The organism is Microbacterium sp. HA-8, assembly GCF_046111165.1.
Lineage (GTDB): Bacteria > Actinomycetota > Actinomycetes > Actinomycetales > Microbacteriaceae > Microbacterium.
Map to the genome: position 1 here is coordinate 3,217,752 of NZ_CP162025.1, position 15,564 is coordinate 3,233,315.

Consider the following 15,564-nt stretch of genomic DNA (forward strand, 5'->3'; position numbering starts at 1 on the left):
AGGCCGCGATGCTTCCACCCCCCAGCCTGCCCGGGCTCGACACGCGGCACAGTCGCCTGCTGTCCGTTCCGGGGCGGGGCGCGGATGCCGGAGCCCATCGCACGTGGCACTTCCTCGATTCGGGGGCTCACCTCGACGAGCACGGCGCGTCGCCCGCGGGCACGATCCTCGCGGTGCACGGCAATCCGACCTGGTCGTACCTGTGGCGCGCCGCGGTCGCGGAGTCCGCGCGCCGGGCGGCCGAGGGCGCACCCGCGTGGCGGGTGATCGCGGTCGACCAGCTCGAGATGGGCTACTCCGAACGCACCGGGATGCACCGCCCGCTCGCCCAGCGCGTGCAGGATCTGGCCGGATTCACCGCGGCACTCGGGCTCGAGGGCCCGGTCGTGACGCTCGGCCATGACTGGGGCGGCGTCGTCTCCCTCGGCTGGGCGATCGACCATGCCGCCGAGCTCGCCGGCGTCTCGCTGCTCAACACCGCCGTGCATCACCCCGAGGGCGTGCCGATCCCGGCCCCGCTGCGCGTGGCCGGCGCACGAGGGATGCTGGCAGCATCCACCGTGCACACCACGGCGTTCCTCGACACGACGCTCGCCCTGGCCTCGCCCCGACTCGACGACGCGGTGCGCGACGCCTACCGCGCACCCTACGCCGACGCCGCCCGTCGCGCGGGGATCGGCGGTTTCGTCGCCGACATCCCGATCGATGCCCGGCACGAGAGCTTCGCCGAGCTCGAGCGCATCGCCGAGGGCGTCGCCGCGCTCACGGTGCCGGCGCTGATGCTGTGGGGGCCGCGGGACCCGATCTTCAGCGACCGCTACCTCGACGATCTCGCAACCCGCCTGCCGCACGCCGACGTGCATCGCTTCGAAGGCGCCGGTCACCTCGTCGCCGAGGACCGCCCCTACGCGGACGCCGTGTTCGCGTGGCTCGACGAGAGGGTGGCGGTGGGGGTGGATGCCGTCGCCCCCTCGGCAGCGGCCTCCGACACCGATTTCAGGCCCATCTGGCGGGGGCTCGAGGCGCGCGCGGACGACGACGACAGCGCCGTGATCGATATGGCGCGGGGCGGCGCAGCCGAACCGCTGCGGGTGAGCTGGCGGCAACTGAACGAGCGCGTGCGGCAGCTCGCCTCAGGACTTGCGGCGATGGGGGTGCGACCCGGCGACCGCGTCTCGCTGCTCGTTCCGCCGGGACCCACGCTGTCGGCGATCGTCTACGCCTGCCTGCGCCTGGGCGCCGTCGTCGTCGTCGCCGACGCCGGCCTCGGCGTCAAGGGCCTCACCCGCGCGGTGCGCGGCGCGTGGCCCGACGTCATCATCGGCGAGGTCCCCGGGCTCACCGCCGCCCGCGTGCTCGGCTGGCCGGGGCTGCGCATCTCGACCGCGCGGCTGCCGCGTGTGAGCGCGGCGGCCCTCGGCGTCGCGACGTGCCTCGCCGATGTCGCAGCGCTCGGGCGCGGGGCGCCGCTGCCGCCCGCCCCGGCGGCCGACGACCCCGCCGCGATCCTCTTCACGTCGGGCTCGACGGGTCCGGCGAAGGGCGTCACCTACACGCACGGGCAGCTCGCAGCGCTGCGCGACGTGCTCGCCGCGCACTTCGAGGTCACGGCCGAGACCGGCCTGGTCACGGGGTTCGCCCCGTTCGCGCTGCTGGGGCCCGCCCTCGGCACGCGCTCGGCGACACCCGACATGGACGTGTCGGCGCCGCGCACCCTCACGGCGCGAGCCGTGGCCGCCGCCGTCCGCGCCTCGGACGCGCGCATGGTCTTCCTCTCCCCCGCCGCCGTGCTCAACGTCGTCGCGACGGCCGATGCGCTGACCGCCGACGACCGCGCGGCGCTCGCGCGGGTCGAGGCGTTCCTCTCCACCGGCGCGCCCGTCGGCCAGGGGCTGCTCGAGGCGATCGGCACGCTCATGCCGAACGCGAGCGCGCACACCCCCTACGGCATGACCGAGTGCCTCCTCGTCACGGACGTCACGCTCGATCAGATCCGCGACGGCGCGGCCGCGACCGACCGCGGGGTGCTCGTCGGCGCCCCGATCGGGGCGAACCGCGTGCTCATCAGCGCCCTCGACGACGACGGCCGGGCGACCGGAGAGCCGAGCTCCGAGCCGGGCCTGCTCGGCGAGGTGCTCGTGAGCGCCCCGCACCTGAAAGACCGCTACGACCGGCTGTGGCTGACCGACCGCGCCGCCCTGCGCGAGACGCCGGACGCCTCGGCGGGTGCCGGCGGCGAAGGCCGGTGGCACCGCACGGGCGACATCGGGCACCTCGACGCGCGAGGGCGGCTCTGGATCGAGGGCCGGCTTCCGCACGTGCTCGTCACCTCCGAGGGTCCCCTCGCCCCCGTCGGCCCCGAACAGGACATCGAGCGCGTCGATCGTGTGCGCCGCGCGGCGATCGTCGGCTTCGGACCCCGAGGACTCCAGCAGACCGTGGCGGTCGTCGAATCGCTGCCCCCGGCATCCCGAGCAGCCCTCGCCGACCCCGAGCTCACGGCGGCCGTCCGCGCGTCGACGGCGACGCCGATCGTCGCCGTGCTCGTCGTGGCCGCCCTGCCCACCGACATCCGGCACAACTCCAAGATCGATCGCACCCGCCTGACGGCGTGGGCCGAGCGCACCCTCGCGGGAGAGCGGCCGGTGGCGCCGTGATCGTACTGGCGACCGGGGCCTCCGGGTTCCTCGGCCGCGCGGTCGCCGCCGAGCTCGTCGCGCAGGGGCACGAGGTGCGCACGCTGCAGAGGCGGCCCTCCGGCGTGCCCGGTGCCACCGACGTGCTCGGTTCGGTCACGGATGCCGCCCTCGTCGAGCGGGCTCTCGAGGGAGTCGAGGGTGTCGTGCACCTCGCCGCCAAGGTCTCGCTCGCGGGCGATCCGCGCGAGTTCCGCGCGGTCAACGTCGACGCGACGATCGCGCTGCTCGATGCGGCGCTCGCGGCAGGCGTCACGGGCATCGTGCACGTCTCCTCGCCGTCGGTCGCGCACACCGGCACGGCGCTCGCCGGCGCCGGAGCCGACACCGCCGCGCCCGCCCGCGCGCACGGCGAGTATGCGCGCACCAAGGCCGAGGCAGAGCTGCTGGCGCTCGCGCGCGACGGCGCCGCGATGCGGGTCACCGCGATCCGTCCGCACCTGGTGTGGGGGCCGGGCGACACGCAGCTCGTCGCCCGCATCGTCGACCGCGCCCGCCGCGGCCGGCTGCCGCTGCTGAACGGCGGCACCGCGCTGATCGACTCGACCTACATCGACAACGCCGCCTCGGGCATCGTCGCGGCGCTGGGGCGGATGGATGCCGCGCACGGCCGCGCCTTCGTACTCACCAACGGCGAGCCCCGCCCCGTCGGCGACCTACTTGCGGGCATCTGCCTCGCCGCCGGTGTGCGCCCGCCGCGATGGAGCGTGCCCGCATCGCTCGGCCGCGCCGCCGGATCGCTCATCGAGCGGGTGTGGGCGGTGCGCCCCGGCCACGACGAGCCCCCGATGACGCGGTTCCTGGCCGAACAGCTCTCGACCGCGCACTGGTTCGACCAGCGCGAGACGCGCCGTGCGCTGGACTGGGCGCCCGCGGTGTCGATCGACGAGGGTCTGCGGCGGCTCGCCACCCACCGCTGACCCCGGCGCCAGGGCTCGGGTCGCGCCGTGCACAACTGCGGACCTCGAGCGCGACACGCCGGGGTTCCAGGCGGTGCGCCGGCGTGTCGCGATGTCGCGTCCGCAGCTGTGCACACCCGGGCAGCCGGCCGAGTTCGACACAGGGTGAGGGATGTCGGCGGGCCGCGATAGAACGGACGCATGCCCTTCGCCGATGAGCTCCTGGGCGCCGACGAGGCGCGCGCGCTCGTGCGCGCCATCCGCGCCGCCCGACCCGACACCGACGCGCCCGCCCTCGCCCAGGCGGCAGAGTCCCTCGCGCCGCTGCCGCTCGGCGCCCGCGCCGACCTTCTGCGCGACGCTCTCCTCGACGATGTGCCCGGCGACCACGCGGCGTTGGCCGCCGTCGTTCGCCGTGCCGCGCTCGATCCGGGCTTCAGGGGGTGGCTCATCTGGCCCGTCACCCTCGCGGTCGCCACTCGCGCCGCCGACGAGTCCGAGGCGGCGTTCGATGACGGTACGGCCCTTCTCGCCGAGTTGACCGGGCGCCTCACCTCCGAGTTCGCGATCCGCACCCTGCTGCGCGCCGATCTCGACCGGGCGCTCGATCACGCGCTCGCCTGGACGCGCGCGGCCGACCCCGCGGTGCGCCGGCTCGCCAGCGAGGGCACGAGACCCTACCTGCCGTGGGCGGTCCGGGTGCCGGCGCTCCTCCGCGAGCCGCAGCGCACCATTCCGATCCTCGATGCCCTGTACCGCGATCCCGACGAGATCGTGCGCCGCTCGGTCGCAAACCACCTCAACGACCTCAGCCGCGAGAACGCCGAGTTGGTAACCGAGACCGCGGCGCGGTGGCTCGCCGAACCGGATGCCACGACAGCATCCGTCGTGCGCCATGCCCTCCGCACCCTCGTGAAGCGGGGGGATGCCGGGGCCCTCGCCCTGCTCGGATTCACGGGCGATGCGCTCGAGGTGCAGGGGCCGCGGCTGTCGGGTGCCGAGGTCCCGTTCGGCGGCACGATCGGGTTCGCGGGGCGGGTGCGCAACGCCGGCACCGTCGCCGCCCGCGTCGCGGTCGACTATGTCGTCTTCCACCGCAGAGCGAACGGCTCCCAGACGAGCAAGACATTCAAGATCGCGGTCCGCGACCTGGCGCCGGGTGAGACCCTCGCGATCGAGCGTCGCCATTCGTTCCGAGCGATCACGACGCGGCGCTACTACCCCGGCGCCCACGCGATCGCGCTGCAGGTCAACGGCGTCGTGAGCGAGCCCGCGGCCTTCGAGCTGCTCGCCGAGGCGTGATCGCGAGCGACCCCGTCCGCCCGCGTTGCTAACCTGCTCGGGTGGATGAGTCACCGCTCACCGCGGCCGCGCTCGCGGGTGCGATCGACGCGCACGCCGACCCCGCCCGGGCAGTCGTCATGCAGCGCTTCTTCAAGACGGGCCCCGAGGAGTACGGCGAGGGCGACGTGTTCGTCGGCGCGAGTGTTCCCGCGATCAGGGCGGCGGTGGGACGGCACGCCGGTCTCCCGCTCACCGAGATCCGCGAGCTGCTGGCCAGCCCCGTGCACGAGCATCGCCTGGCGGCCGTTCTTGTGATGGTCGCGCAGGTCGAGCGGGCGAGCCGGCCGCGATCGCGAGATGACGACGTCCGCCATCGGCTCCACGACGCCTACCTGCAGGCGGCCGCCCGGGGCGAGATCGACAGCTGGGACATCGTCGACTCGAGCGCTGAGATCCTCGTCGGTCGGTGGCTGCGCGATCAATCCGAAGCAGTCGCGTTCGCCGAGCTCGACCGCCTCGCGGCGAGCACACTCCTCTGGGAGCGCAGGATCGGCATGCTCGCGACTTTCGCGTGGATCAAGGCCGGCGACGCCGAACCCACGCTGCGCCTGGCCCGCACACTGCTCGAGGACCCCGAACCTCTCATGCACAAGGCGACCGGATGGATGCTGCGCGAAGTGGGCAAGCGGGTCGACCGTGGTGAGCTGATGGCGTTCCTCGACGAGCACGCGGACGCGATGCCACGCACGATGCTCAGCTACGCCACCGAGCACCTCGGCCCCGATGAGCGCGCCCGGCTCCGCGCGATTCCCCGCCGGAATCCGCTCACTCGGCGTCGCTGAGAACCACGACCTCGTCTCCGTCCTCGATGAATCGCAGTCCCGTGCCCTCGGCGAACTCGTCGCGCAACTCATCCGGGAGCTCCGATGTCACCGACAACTGCACCGTCGCGGCGAAACCGCCCGCGGCGCACCCCGAGTAGATCGGACCCGAGAAAGAGTTCGACTCGGGCTCGATCGAGGCGGCATCCATGATCAGCAGGCACTCGTCACCCACCCGCCCGCCCGTCCACCCGCCCGGCATGCGATAGATCGCGAGGCCGAAGAACCCGGCGAAGGCCTCGCCGGCGACATCCTCCGGGTCGCAATCCGGACCACCGCACTGCCATCCGGCGAAGATCTCCGGCAGCTCCGCGAACGTGTCGATGCCGAGTACGCCGACCTCCCGGGGGTCGGCCTGCACCCGACGCGAGACGACGCCGGTCACGATCGCGGTGATGAGCACGGCGATCACGAGCGAGGCGACCCAGGCGATCACGAGCCGCGACCGGCGCTGCTCACCGCGCGTCGGTGTCGCGTCCGACTGCACAGCGCTCGGGGTGGGTTCGGGCCCGGCCTCGGCCTCCCACCCTGGCTCGGGTGCACGATGACGCGGGCCCCCCGCATCTGCGGACGTCCCGGCGACGACCGGCACGGCCGGATCGGGCTCCGCTGCGGGTTCGTCGCGTCCGGCCGAGTACCTGGACGCGCGGGCGATGGCCTCGAGCTCCTCGAGGCGCCGAAGCCTCGCGGGATCGTCGGCGATGTCCGCCTCGGGACCATATGCACGCGCGCGCAGGGCGCGCAACTCGCTCACCGTCGACTCGTCCATCGGCACCCTCCCCCGCACCAGCCTACGCACGCGTGCGCGCGGAGCCGGAGGGCGTCGGCGCCGGGGCTCAGCCCAGATGCACAGCCGCGGCGCCCTCTGTGGGAGCCAACTCCTCCTTCGAGCCGCGGATGAAGACGAGGGCGACGACCGCGGCGACGACCATGACAACGGCCGCCGCGAAGAAGACGACGGAGTACCCGGCCGTCAGCGCCTCCAGCTGCGCCCCGGGGTCCGCGCTCAACGAGGACTCGGATGCCGACACGTACAGCGCCGTGAACACCGACAGGCCGATCGAGCCGCCGATCTGCATGGAGGCGTTGGCCGTCGCCGAGGCCGCCCCGGCGTCGTGCGGCTCGACGCCGCTCAGGGCGAGGTTCTGCACGGGCACGAAGATGCACGCCATCCCCACACCCAGCACGAGGAGCGCCGGAAGGATCTGCACGAAGTAGTTGCCGTCGGCGGTCAGCGCGGCGAGGTAGAGCAGACCCGCGGCGGCGATGATCGGCCCCGTGATCATCAGCGGACGCGGACCGATGATTCGCAGCATCCGCGTCGCAACCGGGGCCGTCGCCATGATCGCCAACGTCATCGGCAGACTGCCGAGCCCGGCCTGCAGCGGCGACATCCCGAGCACGATCTGCAGATGCAGGGCGAGGTAGAGCGTGGCGCCGATCATGACGGTGCCGACGATGGCCTGGATGAGGAACGCGCCGCCGCGCACCCGGTCGAGCACGACGCGCAGCGGGAGCAGAGGCTGCGCCACCCGCGTCTCGAGCCAGACGAACAGCGCCAGCAGAACAACGCCGAGCGAGAGGAATCCGATGGTCCCCAGCGTCGCCCACCCGGTCTCGGCGAGGCTGAAGCCGTAGACCAGCGCACCGAGCCCGAGGGTGACGGTGACGGCACCCCAGATGTCGTAGGTGTTCTCTCCGCCCGCCTTGCTCTCGCGCACCAGGAGCACACCCCCGATGAAGCCGACGATGACGAAGATCACGTTCACGAGCAGGCACCAGCGCCAGTCCGCGAACTCGGTCAGCACGCCGCCGAGCAGCATGCCGACGGCGGCGCCCGCACCCGCGATGACACCGAAGACGGCGAATGCCGTGTTGCGATCCTTGCCGTGCGGAAAGGTCACCGTGAGCAGGGCGAGCGCCGCGGGGGCGAGCATCGCCGCGAACGCGCCCTGAAGGCCTCGGGCGATGATCAGCTCGATGCCGTTCTGCGCGATGCCGCCGAACGCCGACGCGATGCCGAACCCGATCATGCCCACGAGGTATGTGCGCTTGCGACCCCAGTAGTCCGCGATGCGCCCGCCGAGCAGCAGCAGGGCGCCGAATGCCAGCGCGTACGCCGTGACCACCCACTGCCGCTGCCCGTCGGTCAGGGCGAGCTCGGCCTGCGCCTGGGGCAGCGCGATGTTGACGATCGTGCCGTCGAGCACGACGACCAGCTGGGTCAGCGCGAGCACGCACAGGGTCAGCCATCGACGATCCTTCGCCGGGCGGGACGGGGATGGGCCCGCGACTACGGGGTGATTCTGGGTCATCGTCATGACGAGACGCGCCTTTCGAGGAGGAACGAGTGCGACGCACCCCGTCGGACGTGCTCTTCAGCGTAGTGGATAAGCGGATGCTGCGACTCCGCTTAAGCGCAGGTTCGGCGTACACTGACCGCATGACCTCGCCCGGCGCCGACGACGCAGCCCCCGGATCGAACCTGCGCGCGGACGCCGCGCGCAATCGCGAGAAGATCCTCGACGCCGCCGCACGCCTCTTCGCCGAACGCGGGGTCGAGGCCTCGCTCAACGACGTCGCGCGCGAGGCCGGTGTCGGAGTGGGCACGGTCTACCGCAAGTTCCCGGACAAGGACGCGCTGATCGAGGAACTGACCGCGAGCAAGCTTCGAGGGATGCTGGAGCTCGTGGCGGCAGCATCCACCCGTTCCTCCGGCGCCGAGGCGCTGCGCGAGCTGATGATGGGGGCGGCCGAGTTGCGCGCCGTCGACCGCGGCCTGTTTCCGACGCTGTTCCGTGTCGGCGACCGCGCGCGACGCGATGATCGCGTGCGCGAGCTTCTGCAGGCGTGGGATGCGGTGATCGCGCGGGCGCGCGCGGAGGGAGCAGTGCGCGCGGGCTTCGCCGCGGCCGACGTCGATCTGTTCATGATGATGGTCGGCACCGTCGCCGACCGCACCCGCCACCTCGGGCCCGCCGCCTGGCGTCGGTGCGCCCACGTGCTTCTCGACGGCTACGCGGCGCACCCCGGCGACGACCCGGTACCACCCCTGCCGCTGGACGAGCAGACGCGGCGGGGCCTCTTTCTCGGCCAGTGAGCGCGCGGTGTGCTGTGATGGTCGGATGAGCACCGCAGACAGCGCCCTCTCGATCACGATCGATGGCACCCCCGACCTGCCCGGCGAGGTCCTCGGCGCGCTGTACCGCATCACCGGGCGCTCACGCGACGAGCTGCGACGCTCGATCCTGGCGGGCGAACCCGTCTACAGTGCAGACCTGTTCGGTCCCGATCATCATGAGGTCGCCCCGCGGCTCGAGAAGGCCTGCGACTACCTCGCCGGGCTGGGGCTCGGGATGATCGCCCACGATGGCGCGTAGCGCTTCTTGGTAGCGCGAGTCTGGCGAGTTGGTAGCGGTGTTGGGTGGTGTTGGTAGCGGCCCGGCCGTCGCTGACCGGGCCGCTGGTCGTTACTCCCAGTAGGTCTCTTCTGTTCGGGCGTGGTCGTGGCGGAGTCTGCGCATGTCGATTTGGCCGAGGTTGATGGTTCGGGCGTGGTTCGCGAGCCGGTTCACGATCGAGTCCGCCGCGACCCGGTCGGGTAGCTCGGTGACCCAGTGGCTGGGGCCGGTCTGCGAGGCGATCACGGTGGGGAGGCGGTGTTCACGGTTCGCGAGGATCGCGAACAGGTCGCTCGCGGCGTCGCTGTCGATCCCGACGGTGAGGAAGTCGTCGAGGATGAGCAGGTCGGTTTGCGAGAGCTCGTTGAGCAGCTTCTGGTGGGCGATGCCGTCGCCGCGGGCGATGACGAGCCTGCGGGCGAGGTCGTCCATGCGGGCGTAGGTGACGGCGTGGCCGTTGTGGCAGGCGGCGATCCCGAGCGCGCAGGCGAGGTAGGTCTTCCCGCCGCCGGTCGGGGAGATGATGAGCAGGTTCATCGGGTCGGCCCGCCAGTCGTGGGCGGCGTAGCGGCGCATCCGGACGGGGGTGATCCCTCGACCGTCCCGGTAGTCGATCTCCGCGACTGTCGCGTGCGGGATCGGGAACCCGGCCTGCCGGGTCAGCTTCTCGACCTTGTGTGCCCGCCGCTGTTCGAGCGCGTCGTCGACGGCGGTGAGGAACAGCTGCTCCGGGGTGAGGGTGTCGTTGACCTCGTCGGCGATGAGTTCCTCGAGGCGGGTCGCGACGTGCGTGACCCGTAGTGCCCGGAACTTCTCGTAGTCGATGCTCGTGAACGTCACCGGTCCGCCTCCCCGCTGGTGGCGTAGTGCGACGCGTCGCGGACGAACACGTCCGGGCCGTCGGCGACGTCGCCGCCGCGTTTCCGTGTCGACGCGGCCGGTGTCGCTGGTCGGGGCTTCTTGGTGTCGCTGTCGATGCCGGCCATGATCCGCTTCAGCGTCGTGTAGGTCGCCTGACCGCCCCGGTTGATCAGCTCCTGGCAGGCAGCTTCGAGTCGTTCCCGGTTCTGTTTCCCCAGCCCGCTGAGCACGTTCTGGCAGTCGAGGTAGCCTTGCGCCTCGATCTTCTGCCGGTCCAGGATCTGCTCGATCACCTCCACTGTCGCGGGTCCGAAGCTGCGGGCCCGGTCGGTGAACCAGCGTCTGGACCACAACCCGTCGATGTTGCGGTGCTGCGGCGGGACATGCTCGGGCAGCGTCGAGTACTGCCCCTTCCGGCCGACGAGGCGACGGTGTTCGCAGACGATGTCGTGGCCGTCGAACACGGTCACCCGGGTCTGCGTGAACCGGACCCGCAGCAACTGTCCGGCCAGCCGGTAGGGGACGGAGTAGCGTTGCGAATCCGCGGTGACATGGTAGTTGCGGCCGGCCTTGAGCTCCTTCCAGGTCACTTCCTCGAACGCGGCGTCGGGCAGCGCCGCGAGCAGGTGCGCCTCCTCGGCAGTGAACCGCTCCCACCGGGTCGAGTCGTCCGCCCGGCGCAGGTCGTGATTGATCTCCCGCACCCGCTCATCGATCGCGTCGTTGAGCTCGGACAGGGTCGTAAAGACGTCGTCCTCGAGGTAGCCGATGACACGCTTGTTGACGACGTTGACCGCGTTCTCGGCCGCCGCCTTGTCTCTCGGGCGCTTCGCCCTGGCGGGGACGATCGCGGTGCCGTAATGATCGGCGAGCTGCTGATAGCGGGCGTTGACCACTCGCTCCGCGTCGCCCTTGCGCGCCTGATGCGTCGAGGTCGCCGGGTTGTCCGGCACGACGATCTGCACTACTCCGCCATAGGACGCGAACGCCCGCACGTGCGCGTCCAGCCACGCCTCCGACCGCATGTCCGCGTAGGCGCGGCAGAACAACGCGCCCGAGAACGGCAGCACCGCGACGAACAGCACCGCCCGGGTGATCTCGCCGGTGACCGCGTCGACCAGGTCGATCGTGTCACCAGCCCAGTCCACGAGCATCGCCCGCCCCGGCTCGTGATGCAGCGTCGCGACCAGATCATTGGTGCGGACGTAGTCGGCGAACAGGGCGCAGAACTGCGAGTACCCATACTTCTTCCCCGCCCCACGCGCATCGGTGTAACGACGCCACGCCTGCAGCAACGTGAAGTGCCGGTTCTGCCGCATCGACGCCAGCACCCGCGCCAGATCCGGCTGGTCGTACTCGTCCGACACCCGCCGGCGCCCGTCCGGGAACCACTCCGCCAACTCGCGATCGCTGACCGCGATCGCCGACTCGATGCCATGCTCGACGATCGCCTGCCTCACACGCGCGACATCGCGATGCGAGCACCCCACGACCTCGGCCACGTCCCGGTAGCTGCGCCGCTCCAGCAGCAACGTGAGAATCCTCCGGTAGTCCGTCATGTTCCGCCTTCCACACAAGAACGGCGACGCCCATGCGTCACCGTTCCCTCAGCAGAGCACCACACCCCAGCCCGAGCGCTACCAACTCGCCGGAAAGCCGCTACCGACTCCGTGGACTCGCGCTACCAGGAAGCGCTACGCGCCACCCACGAGAGGGTGGACGGGCAGACCGACGAGATCACCCTCGACACGATGCGCGAGATCCTCGCCGCCGCCGAGAGCGCGGGCTGACCGATGTCGAACGGACCGCCCCGTGATCACGTGACGGAGGGGGTCGCGACCGTGAGCATGACCTTCAGCGATTCGCGATCGTCCATCGCCCTGTAGCCGGCAGCCACGTCGACGAGCGGCATGGTGCGGTCGAAGACTCGTCCAGGATCGATCGCACCCGAGAGCACCTGCGGGATCGCGGCATCCATGTAGGCGCGCACGGGGGCGGGTCCGCCGGCGAGCCGCACGTTCTTGCCGAACAGCGATCCGAACCCCACGGGCGCGTCTTCGTATTGCGGCACGCCGACTCGGGAGATGATCCCGCCCGGACGGACGATGCCGCACGCCTGCTCGTAGGCGGGCATGTGGCCGACGGCTTCGAGAATGATATGGGACCCTTCGCCGTCGGTGAGGTCCATGACCTTCGCGATGCCCTCGTCGCCTCGTTCCGCGACGACGTCGGTCGCACCGAACTCGAGGCCGAGGTCGGTGCGGGCCGTGTGCCGACCCATGAGGATGATCCGCTCCGCGCCGAGCTGCGACGCGGCGAGAACGGCGGAGAGCCCGACGGCACCGTCACCGATGACGGTCACGGTCTTGCCGGGTTCCACCTGACCCATGTGAGCGGCGTGGTAGCCGGTGAGATACACGTCCGAGAGGGTGAGGAGGGATGCCAGCATGCTCTCGTCGGCGGAGGCGGGGTCGAGGTCCGGCACAGTGACGAGGCTCCCGTCGGCGAGAGGGACGCGGGCACGCTCTGCCTGCAGCCCCCCGGTCTCGATACCGCCGTACCAGCCTCCGTGCACGCACGAGGTCTGCAGCCCCTCGCGGCAGAATACGCAGGTGTTGTCCTGGAACGAGAACGGCGCGATCACGAAGTCTCCGGGCCGCACGCTCCGCACGGCGGCCCCCACCTCCTCGACCACACCGATGAGTTCGTGGCCCATCGGGCGCCCCTCGTTCGAGGGTTCCATCCCGTGGTAGCGATGCAGATCGGACCCGCAGACGCACGTCCGCACCGTGCGGACGATCGCGTCGGTAGGGCTCTTGATGATCGGATCGGGAACGGTCTCGACGCGAACGTCACGGGCGCCGTACATGAAGGTCGCGAGCATACGGGAGGGCTCCTCGGGTTGTGGTGGGAGTAACTATTGCATCTGTCCGATGACAATGAATATGTCGGATGTGCCATTGATTCTGTGGCGAGATTCAGCGGAATCTCGGATGCCGCCGACACCGCCGGGATCGTCTCCGACGCTTTGCGTGCCATTGATTCTGCAGTTCGCCGGAGGTGGCGCGGGCGCCGAGTTGGTGTCGCGTAGGGCGTACCTGAGCGCAATTCTTCAGCGGGCTAGGTAAACGCGACACCCTTGGGCGCGGCAGCCCGTAGATCCCGGTGACCGTGCGGGAGTCTCCGCTGATCGACCGGCCTACGGGCAAGACGATGGGACAAGCGGGCAGTCGCAGTTCTAACACGGGTGGCAGGCTGGGATGGTGACAGACCTGGTTCATGCACTTGAGGATGGGACGCGTGGCCGACGGCTGTGCCTGGAGTACGCGATGCGCGTGGATGAGGCGGCGCGCTCGGCAGTGTTCTGGCTTGGTCGTCAACTCGACCCCAACCCAGGAACAGTCCTCCGCTTTTCCATCGGTGATGCCTCCGAGCGCGAAGAAGATCCGACGTTCACCGCTGAGGAGGTTGCAGCGCTCATCGACGGCGTCGACCTGACCGTGGTCCACGAGAACGTCGTGAGGGACGCACTCCAGGCATCCGTTGATCATGCTCGATACTGGCAGGAGCCCGACGGCACGGATGCCGCCGCCGCCCTTCCCGCCGTCCGGGACGCTCTCCGACGTGTCGCCCGGCATCTCAGCACGGCGCTGCCGGACCCGGCCGCTCCTCGCGGACCGGCACAGTTTGCGGTGGAGTGGACTCCGCTCGCGGACAGCGCACCTCTCGCGTCCAACCCCGCAGCCACCCTCGCCGAATGGACCCGCAACCAGCATGAGGAAGAAACGCGCGCCGCGAGGGAGCGCCCCGCCGACCCCCACGCGCGTTATTCCGGAACGTGGTGGTCCGTTCCGCAACGGCTGCTCACCACCCGCAGCAGCATCCTGGATGCTCTCGAGCTCGTCGAAGACTCCCTCGGTTGGGAGTTCGCGACGATCATCCCTGTGCACGGGACTGGGCGCACTCTCGAGATCCAATCACCGCAAGACTGGGCTGACCAGTGCCGGACTTACCCGATGGAGGTCACCGCCTCCCGCCGGCACGACTGGTTCCGGGTCACCGGCCGCGACGGAAGATGGCTGATGCCCGACTGGCAGCGCATGACCGAGAAGTGGGACGCCGTGCACCTCACCACCATCGGGTACCTCTCCGCGGCCAATCGACTCATCGAAGTCGAGGCGGAATACGGGTCAGTAATCGGCGGCTGGGGTCCCGACTCCACCATCTGGCTCACCGACGTCGCCCACGAGTCCACGCAGCCCCGAGAGCAGTGGACCCGACCCCGGAACGACTGGCGCTGGACCAAATCGGACCCGAAGGCGCGATGAACGGAAAACAAGACGCAGGGCGCCTCAGATCACACGCGTCCGCGGACCCACAGTCGGCAGCGCCCCGTCGCGGTGATGGATCGCTCTACGCGATTCGATCGCTGCTCACGGTGGCGATCCCTGGTCGCGAAGAATCATTCGACCACCGTCTATACGGAACGCGCGTCGGAGGGATTCGTAGCAAGTAGCTCAGCCACGAGATAGCTAACGTCTACCTGGACGGTGGCGGGTAAGTGCAGGTCTTCTGGCTGCAGCATTCTTACTTCCTTTCCAAAGCTGTGGGGCGCTCGTCATGAACGCCCGGTTCGGGAGTGAGCGCATCTCGGAGTGCCTCTTTCGCGGCCGCGTAGCGGCTGCGGGCAGTTGATGCGGGCATCTGCAAGACTTCGGCAGCCTCGGCGATGCTGAAGCGATCCCAATGGATGAGCCGGACGAGTTCTGCGAGATCAGGATGGATGCGGGAGAGCGCGTCACGAACCTCGGCCCCTTCGTCTGCGGGTGGCGACACCATGGCCTTCGCCGACTGGCGGATGCGGTCGGCCAATGCCTCTCTGCGACGCTCGCCTCGCTCATAGTTCCGCAGAGTGCCTCGGGCAATGCCGAACAACCACATGCGTGCGCGCTCCGGCTCGGAGGGGAGCTCGGCTATACGACGCCACGCGATAACCATTGCCTCGATGAGGAGGTCTGGGGCGTCGTCGGCGCCCACGCGACGCTGGAGATAGGCGAGAAGCGATGATGTCGTCTCGGCGAGAACGCTGCTCAGCCGGCGATCGTCACCGCGGTGACTCGTCAACTGGTCGGCTCCGTGCACTCGAGGTTCGATTTCCACTGATCAATGGACCCGGCCGAGAATCCACGAGAAGCCAGTTCCTCGCGGGCAGCGAGCACGACAGCGATCTCTACAGCTATCCCGTACTCGCTATCGGAGCCAATTTGCGACCGGTCGTATTCTTCGGATGACCGCAGCTGGACCAAAGCCCCGTCAACGTCGATGAGCGATCCCAGTTCCGCCGTTGCAAGCCAATCGCGAAGTGCGGATGCCGCATCGGGATTTGGGGAGATGGGATCACCCGATGTCTGCGTGCACACAGCTCCGCTGGGGGCTACGTACTGGAATGAGACATACGGGTCCTGCACCACCCAGTCGAGGAACCAATCACGGACGTCGTCGTTGGCGATAGCGGCCACCGACCCTCCTCCGGCGATAGCAA

Annotated in this window: 14 protein-coding genes; 7 read left to right on the top strand and 7 right to left on the bottom strand. The window is 70.3% G+C overall.

The genetic code is table 11. The features are described 5' to 3' along the window. Positions 1–8: 8 nt before the first annotated feature. The 4 genes from AB2L57_RS15345 to AB2L57_RS15360 all read left to right on the top strand — a co-directional run bounded on the left by AB2L57_RS15345 (position 9) and on the right by AB2L57_RS15360 (position 5,721). Positions 9–2,657 (top strand): alpha/beta fold hydrolase, encoded by a 2,649-nt coding sequence (locus AB2L57_RS15345; RefSeq protein WP_409047495.1) that lies wholly within the window; start codon positions 9–11, stop codon positions 2,655–2,657. Next, entirely contained in the window at positions 2,654–3,616 is a 963-nt protein-coding gene (locus AB2L57_RS15350) for an NAD-dependent epimerase/dehydratase family protein (protein ID WP_409047496.1), read from the top strand. The genes AB2L57_RS15345 and AB2L57_RS15350 overlap by 4 nt, the downstream gene beginning before the upstream one ends. Before the next feature lie 180 nt (positions 3,617–3,796). Further along, positions 3,797–4,897 (top strand): DNA alkylation repair protein, encoded by a 1,101-nt coding sequence (locus AB2L57_RS15355; RefSeq protein ID WP_409047497.1) that lies wholly within the window; start codon positions 3,797–3,799, stop codon positions 4,895–4,897. A gap of 41 nt (positions 4,898–4,938) precedes the next feature. Next, positions 4,939–5,721, top strand: a complete 783-nt coding sequence (locus tag AB2L57_RS15360; RefSeq protein ID WP_409047498.1) for a DNA alkylation repair protein — start codon at positions 4,939–4,941, stop codon at positions 5,719–5,721. Here AB2L57_RS15360 and AB2L57_RS15365 read toward each other — a convergent pair. Both AB2L57_RS15365 and AB2L57_RS15370 read right to left on the bottom strand, forming a co-directional pair. Continuing rightward, a complete protein-coding gene (locus AB2L57_RS15365; protein ID WP_409047499.1) occupies positions 5,705–6,529 on the bottom strand; it encodes a hypothetical protein in 825 nt (274 codons plus the stop codon). The two genes, AB2L57_RS15360 and AB2L57_RS15365, sit on opposite strands and share 17 nt — an antisense overlap. Positions 6,530–6,596: 67 nt before the next feature. Continuing rightward, positions 6,597–8,081 carry an MFS transporter gene (locus AB2L57_RS15370; RefSeq protein ID WP_409047500.1) on the bottom strand — a complete coding sequence of 495 codons (1,485 nt, stop codon included), beginning with the start codon at positions 8,079–8,081 and terminating at the stop codon, positions 6,597–6,599. Positions 8,082–8,203: 122 nt separating this feature from the next. On the opposite strand from AB2L57_RS15370, the gene AB2L57_RS15375 reads away from it, so the two are divergent. Both AB2L57_RS15375 and AB2L57_RS15380 read left to right on the top strand, forming a co-directional pair. Next, the gene (locus AB2L57_RS15375; RefSeq protein ID WP_292813499.1) at positions 8,204–8,860 is read left to right on the top strand and encodes a TetR/AcrR family transcriptional regulator; all 657 of its coding nucleotides are present in this window, start codon (positions 8,204–8,206) and stop codon (positions 8,858–8,860) included. Between the two features lie 25 nt (positions 8,861–8,885). After that, positions 8,886–9,140: a hypothetical protein gene (locus tag AB2L57_RS15380; RefSeq protein ID WP_409047501.1), complete on the top strand. Its 255-nt coding sequence runs from the start codon at positions 8,886–8,888 to the stop codon at positions 9,138–9,140. A 90-nt stretch (positions 9,141–9,230) separates the two neighbouring features. Here AB2L57_RS15380 and AB2L57_RS15385 read toward each other — a convergent pair whose 3' ends face one another. The 3 genes from AB2L57_RS15385 to AB2L57_RS15395 form a co-directional block, all read right to left on the bottom strand. Further along, entirely contained in the window at positions 9,231–10,001 is a 771-nt protein-coding gene (locus AB2L57_RS15385; protein WP_036301803.1) for an ATP-binding protein, read from the bottom strand. Beyond that, the gene (gene istA / locus AB2L57_RS15390; RefSeq protein ID WP_036301801.1) at positions 9,998–11,581 is read right to left on the bottom strand and encodes an IS21 family transposase; all 1,584 of its coding nucleotides are present in this window, start codon (positions 11,579–11,581) and stop codon (positions 9,998–10,000) included. The genes AB2L57_RS15385 and istA overlap by 4 nt, the downstream gene beginning before the upstream one ends. Before the next feature lie 257 nt (positions 11,582–11,838). Next, positions 11,839–12,906 carry an alcohol dehydrogenase catalytic domain-containing protein gene (locus AB2L57_RS15395; protein WP_292813494.1) on the bottom strand — a complete coding sequence of 356 codons (1,068 nt, stop codon included), beginning with the start codon at positions 12,904–12,906 and terminating at the stop codon, positions 11,839–11,841. A 445-nt stretch (positions 12,907–13,351) separates the two neighbouring features. Between AB2L57_RS15395 and AB2L57_RS15400 the strand changes: the two genes are divergently transcribed. Further along, entirely contained in the window at positions 13,352–14,350 is a 999-nt protein-coding gene (locus tag AB2L57_RS15400; protein WP_409047502.1) for a hypothetical protein, read from the top strand. A gap of 259 nt (positions 14,351–14,609) precedes the next feature. On the opposite strand, the gene AB2L57_RS15405 is transcribed toward AB2L57_RS15400, so the two are convergent. Both AB2L57_RS15405 and AB2L57_RS15410 read right to left on the bottom strand, forming a co-directional pair. Further along, complete coding sequence (locus tag AB2L57_RS15405; RefSeq protein WP_409047503.1) at positions 14,610–15,182, bottom strand: RNA polymerase sigma factor; 573 nt, start codon at positions 15,180–15,182, stop codon at positions 14,610–14,612. After that, positions 15,143–15,541 (bottom strand): hypothetical protein, encoded by a 399-nt coding sequence (locus AB2L57_RS15410; RefSeq protein WP_409047504.1) that lies wholly within the window; start codon positions 15,539–15,541, stop codon positions 15,143–15,145. The genes AB2L57_RS15405 and AB2L57_RS15410 overlap by 40 nt, the downstream gene beginning before the upstream one ends. Between the last annotated feature and the right edge of the window lie 23 nt (positions 15,542–15,564).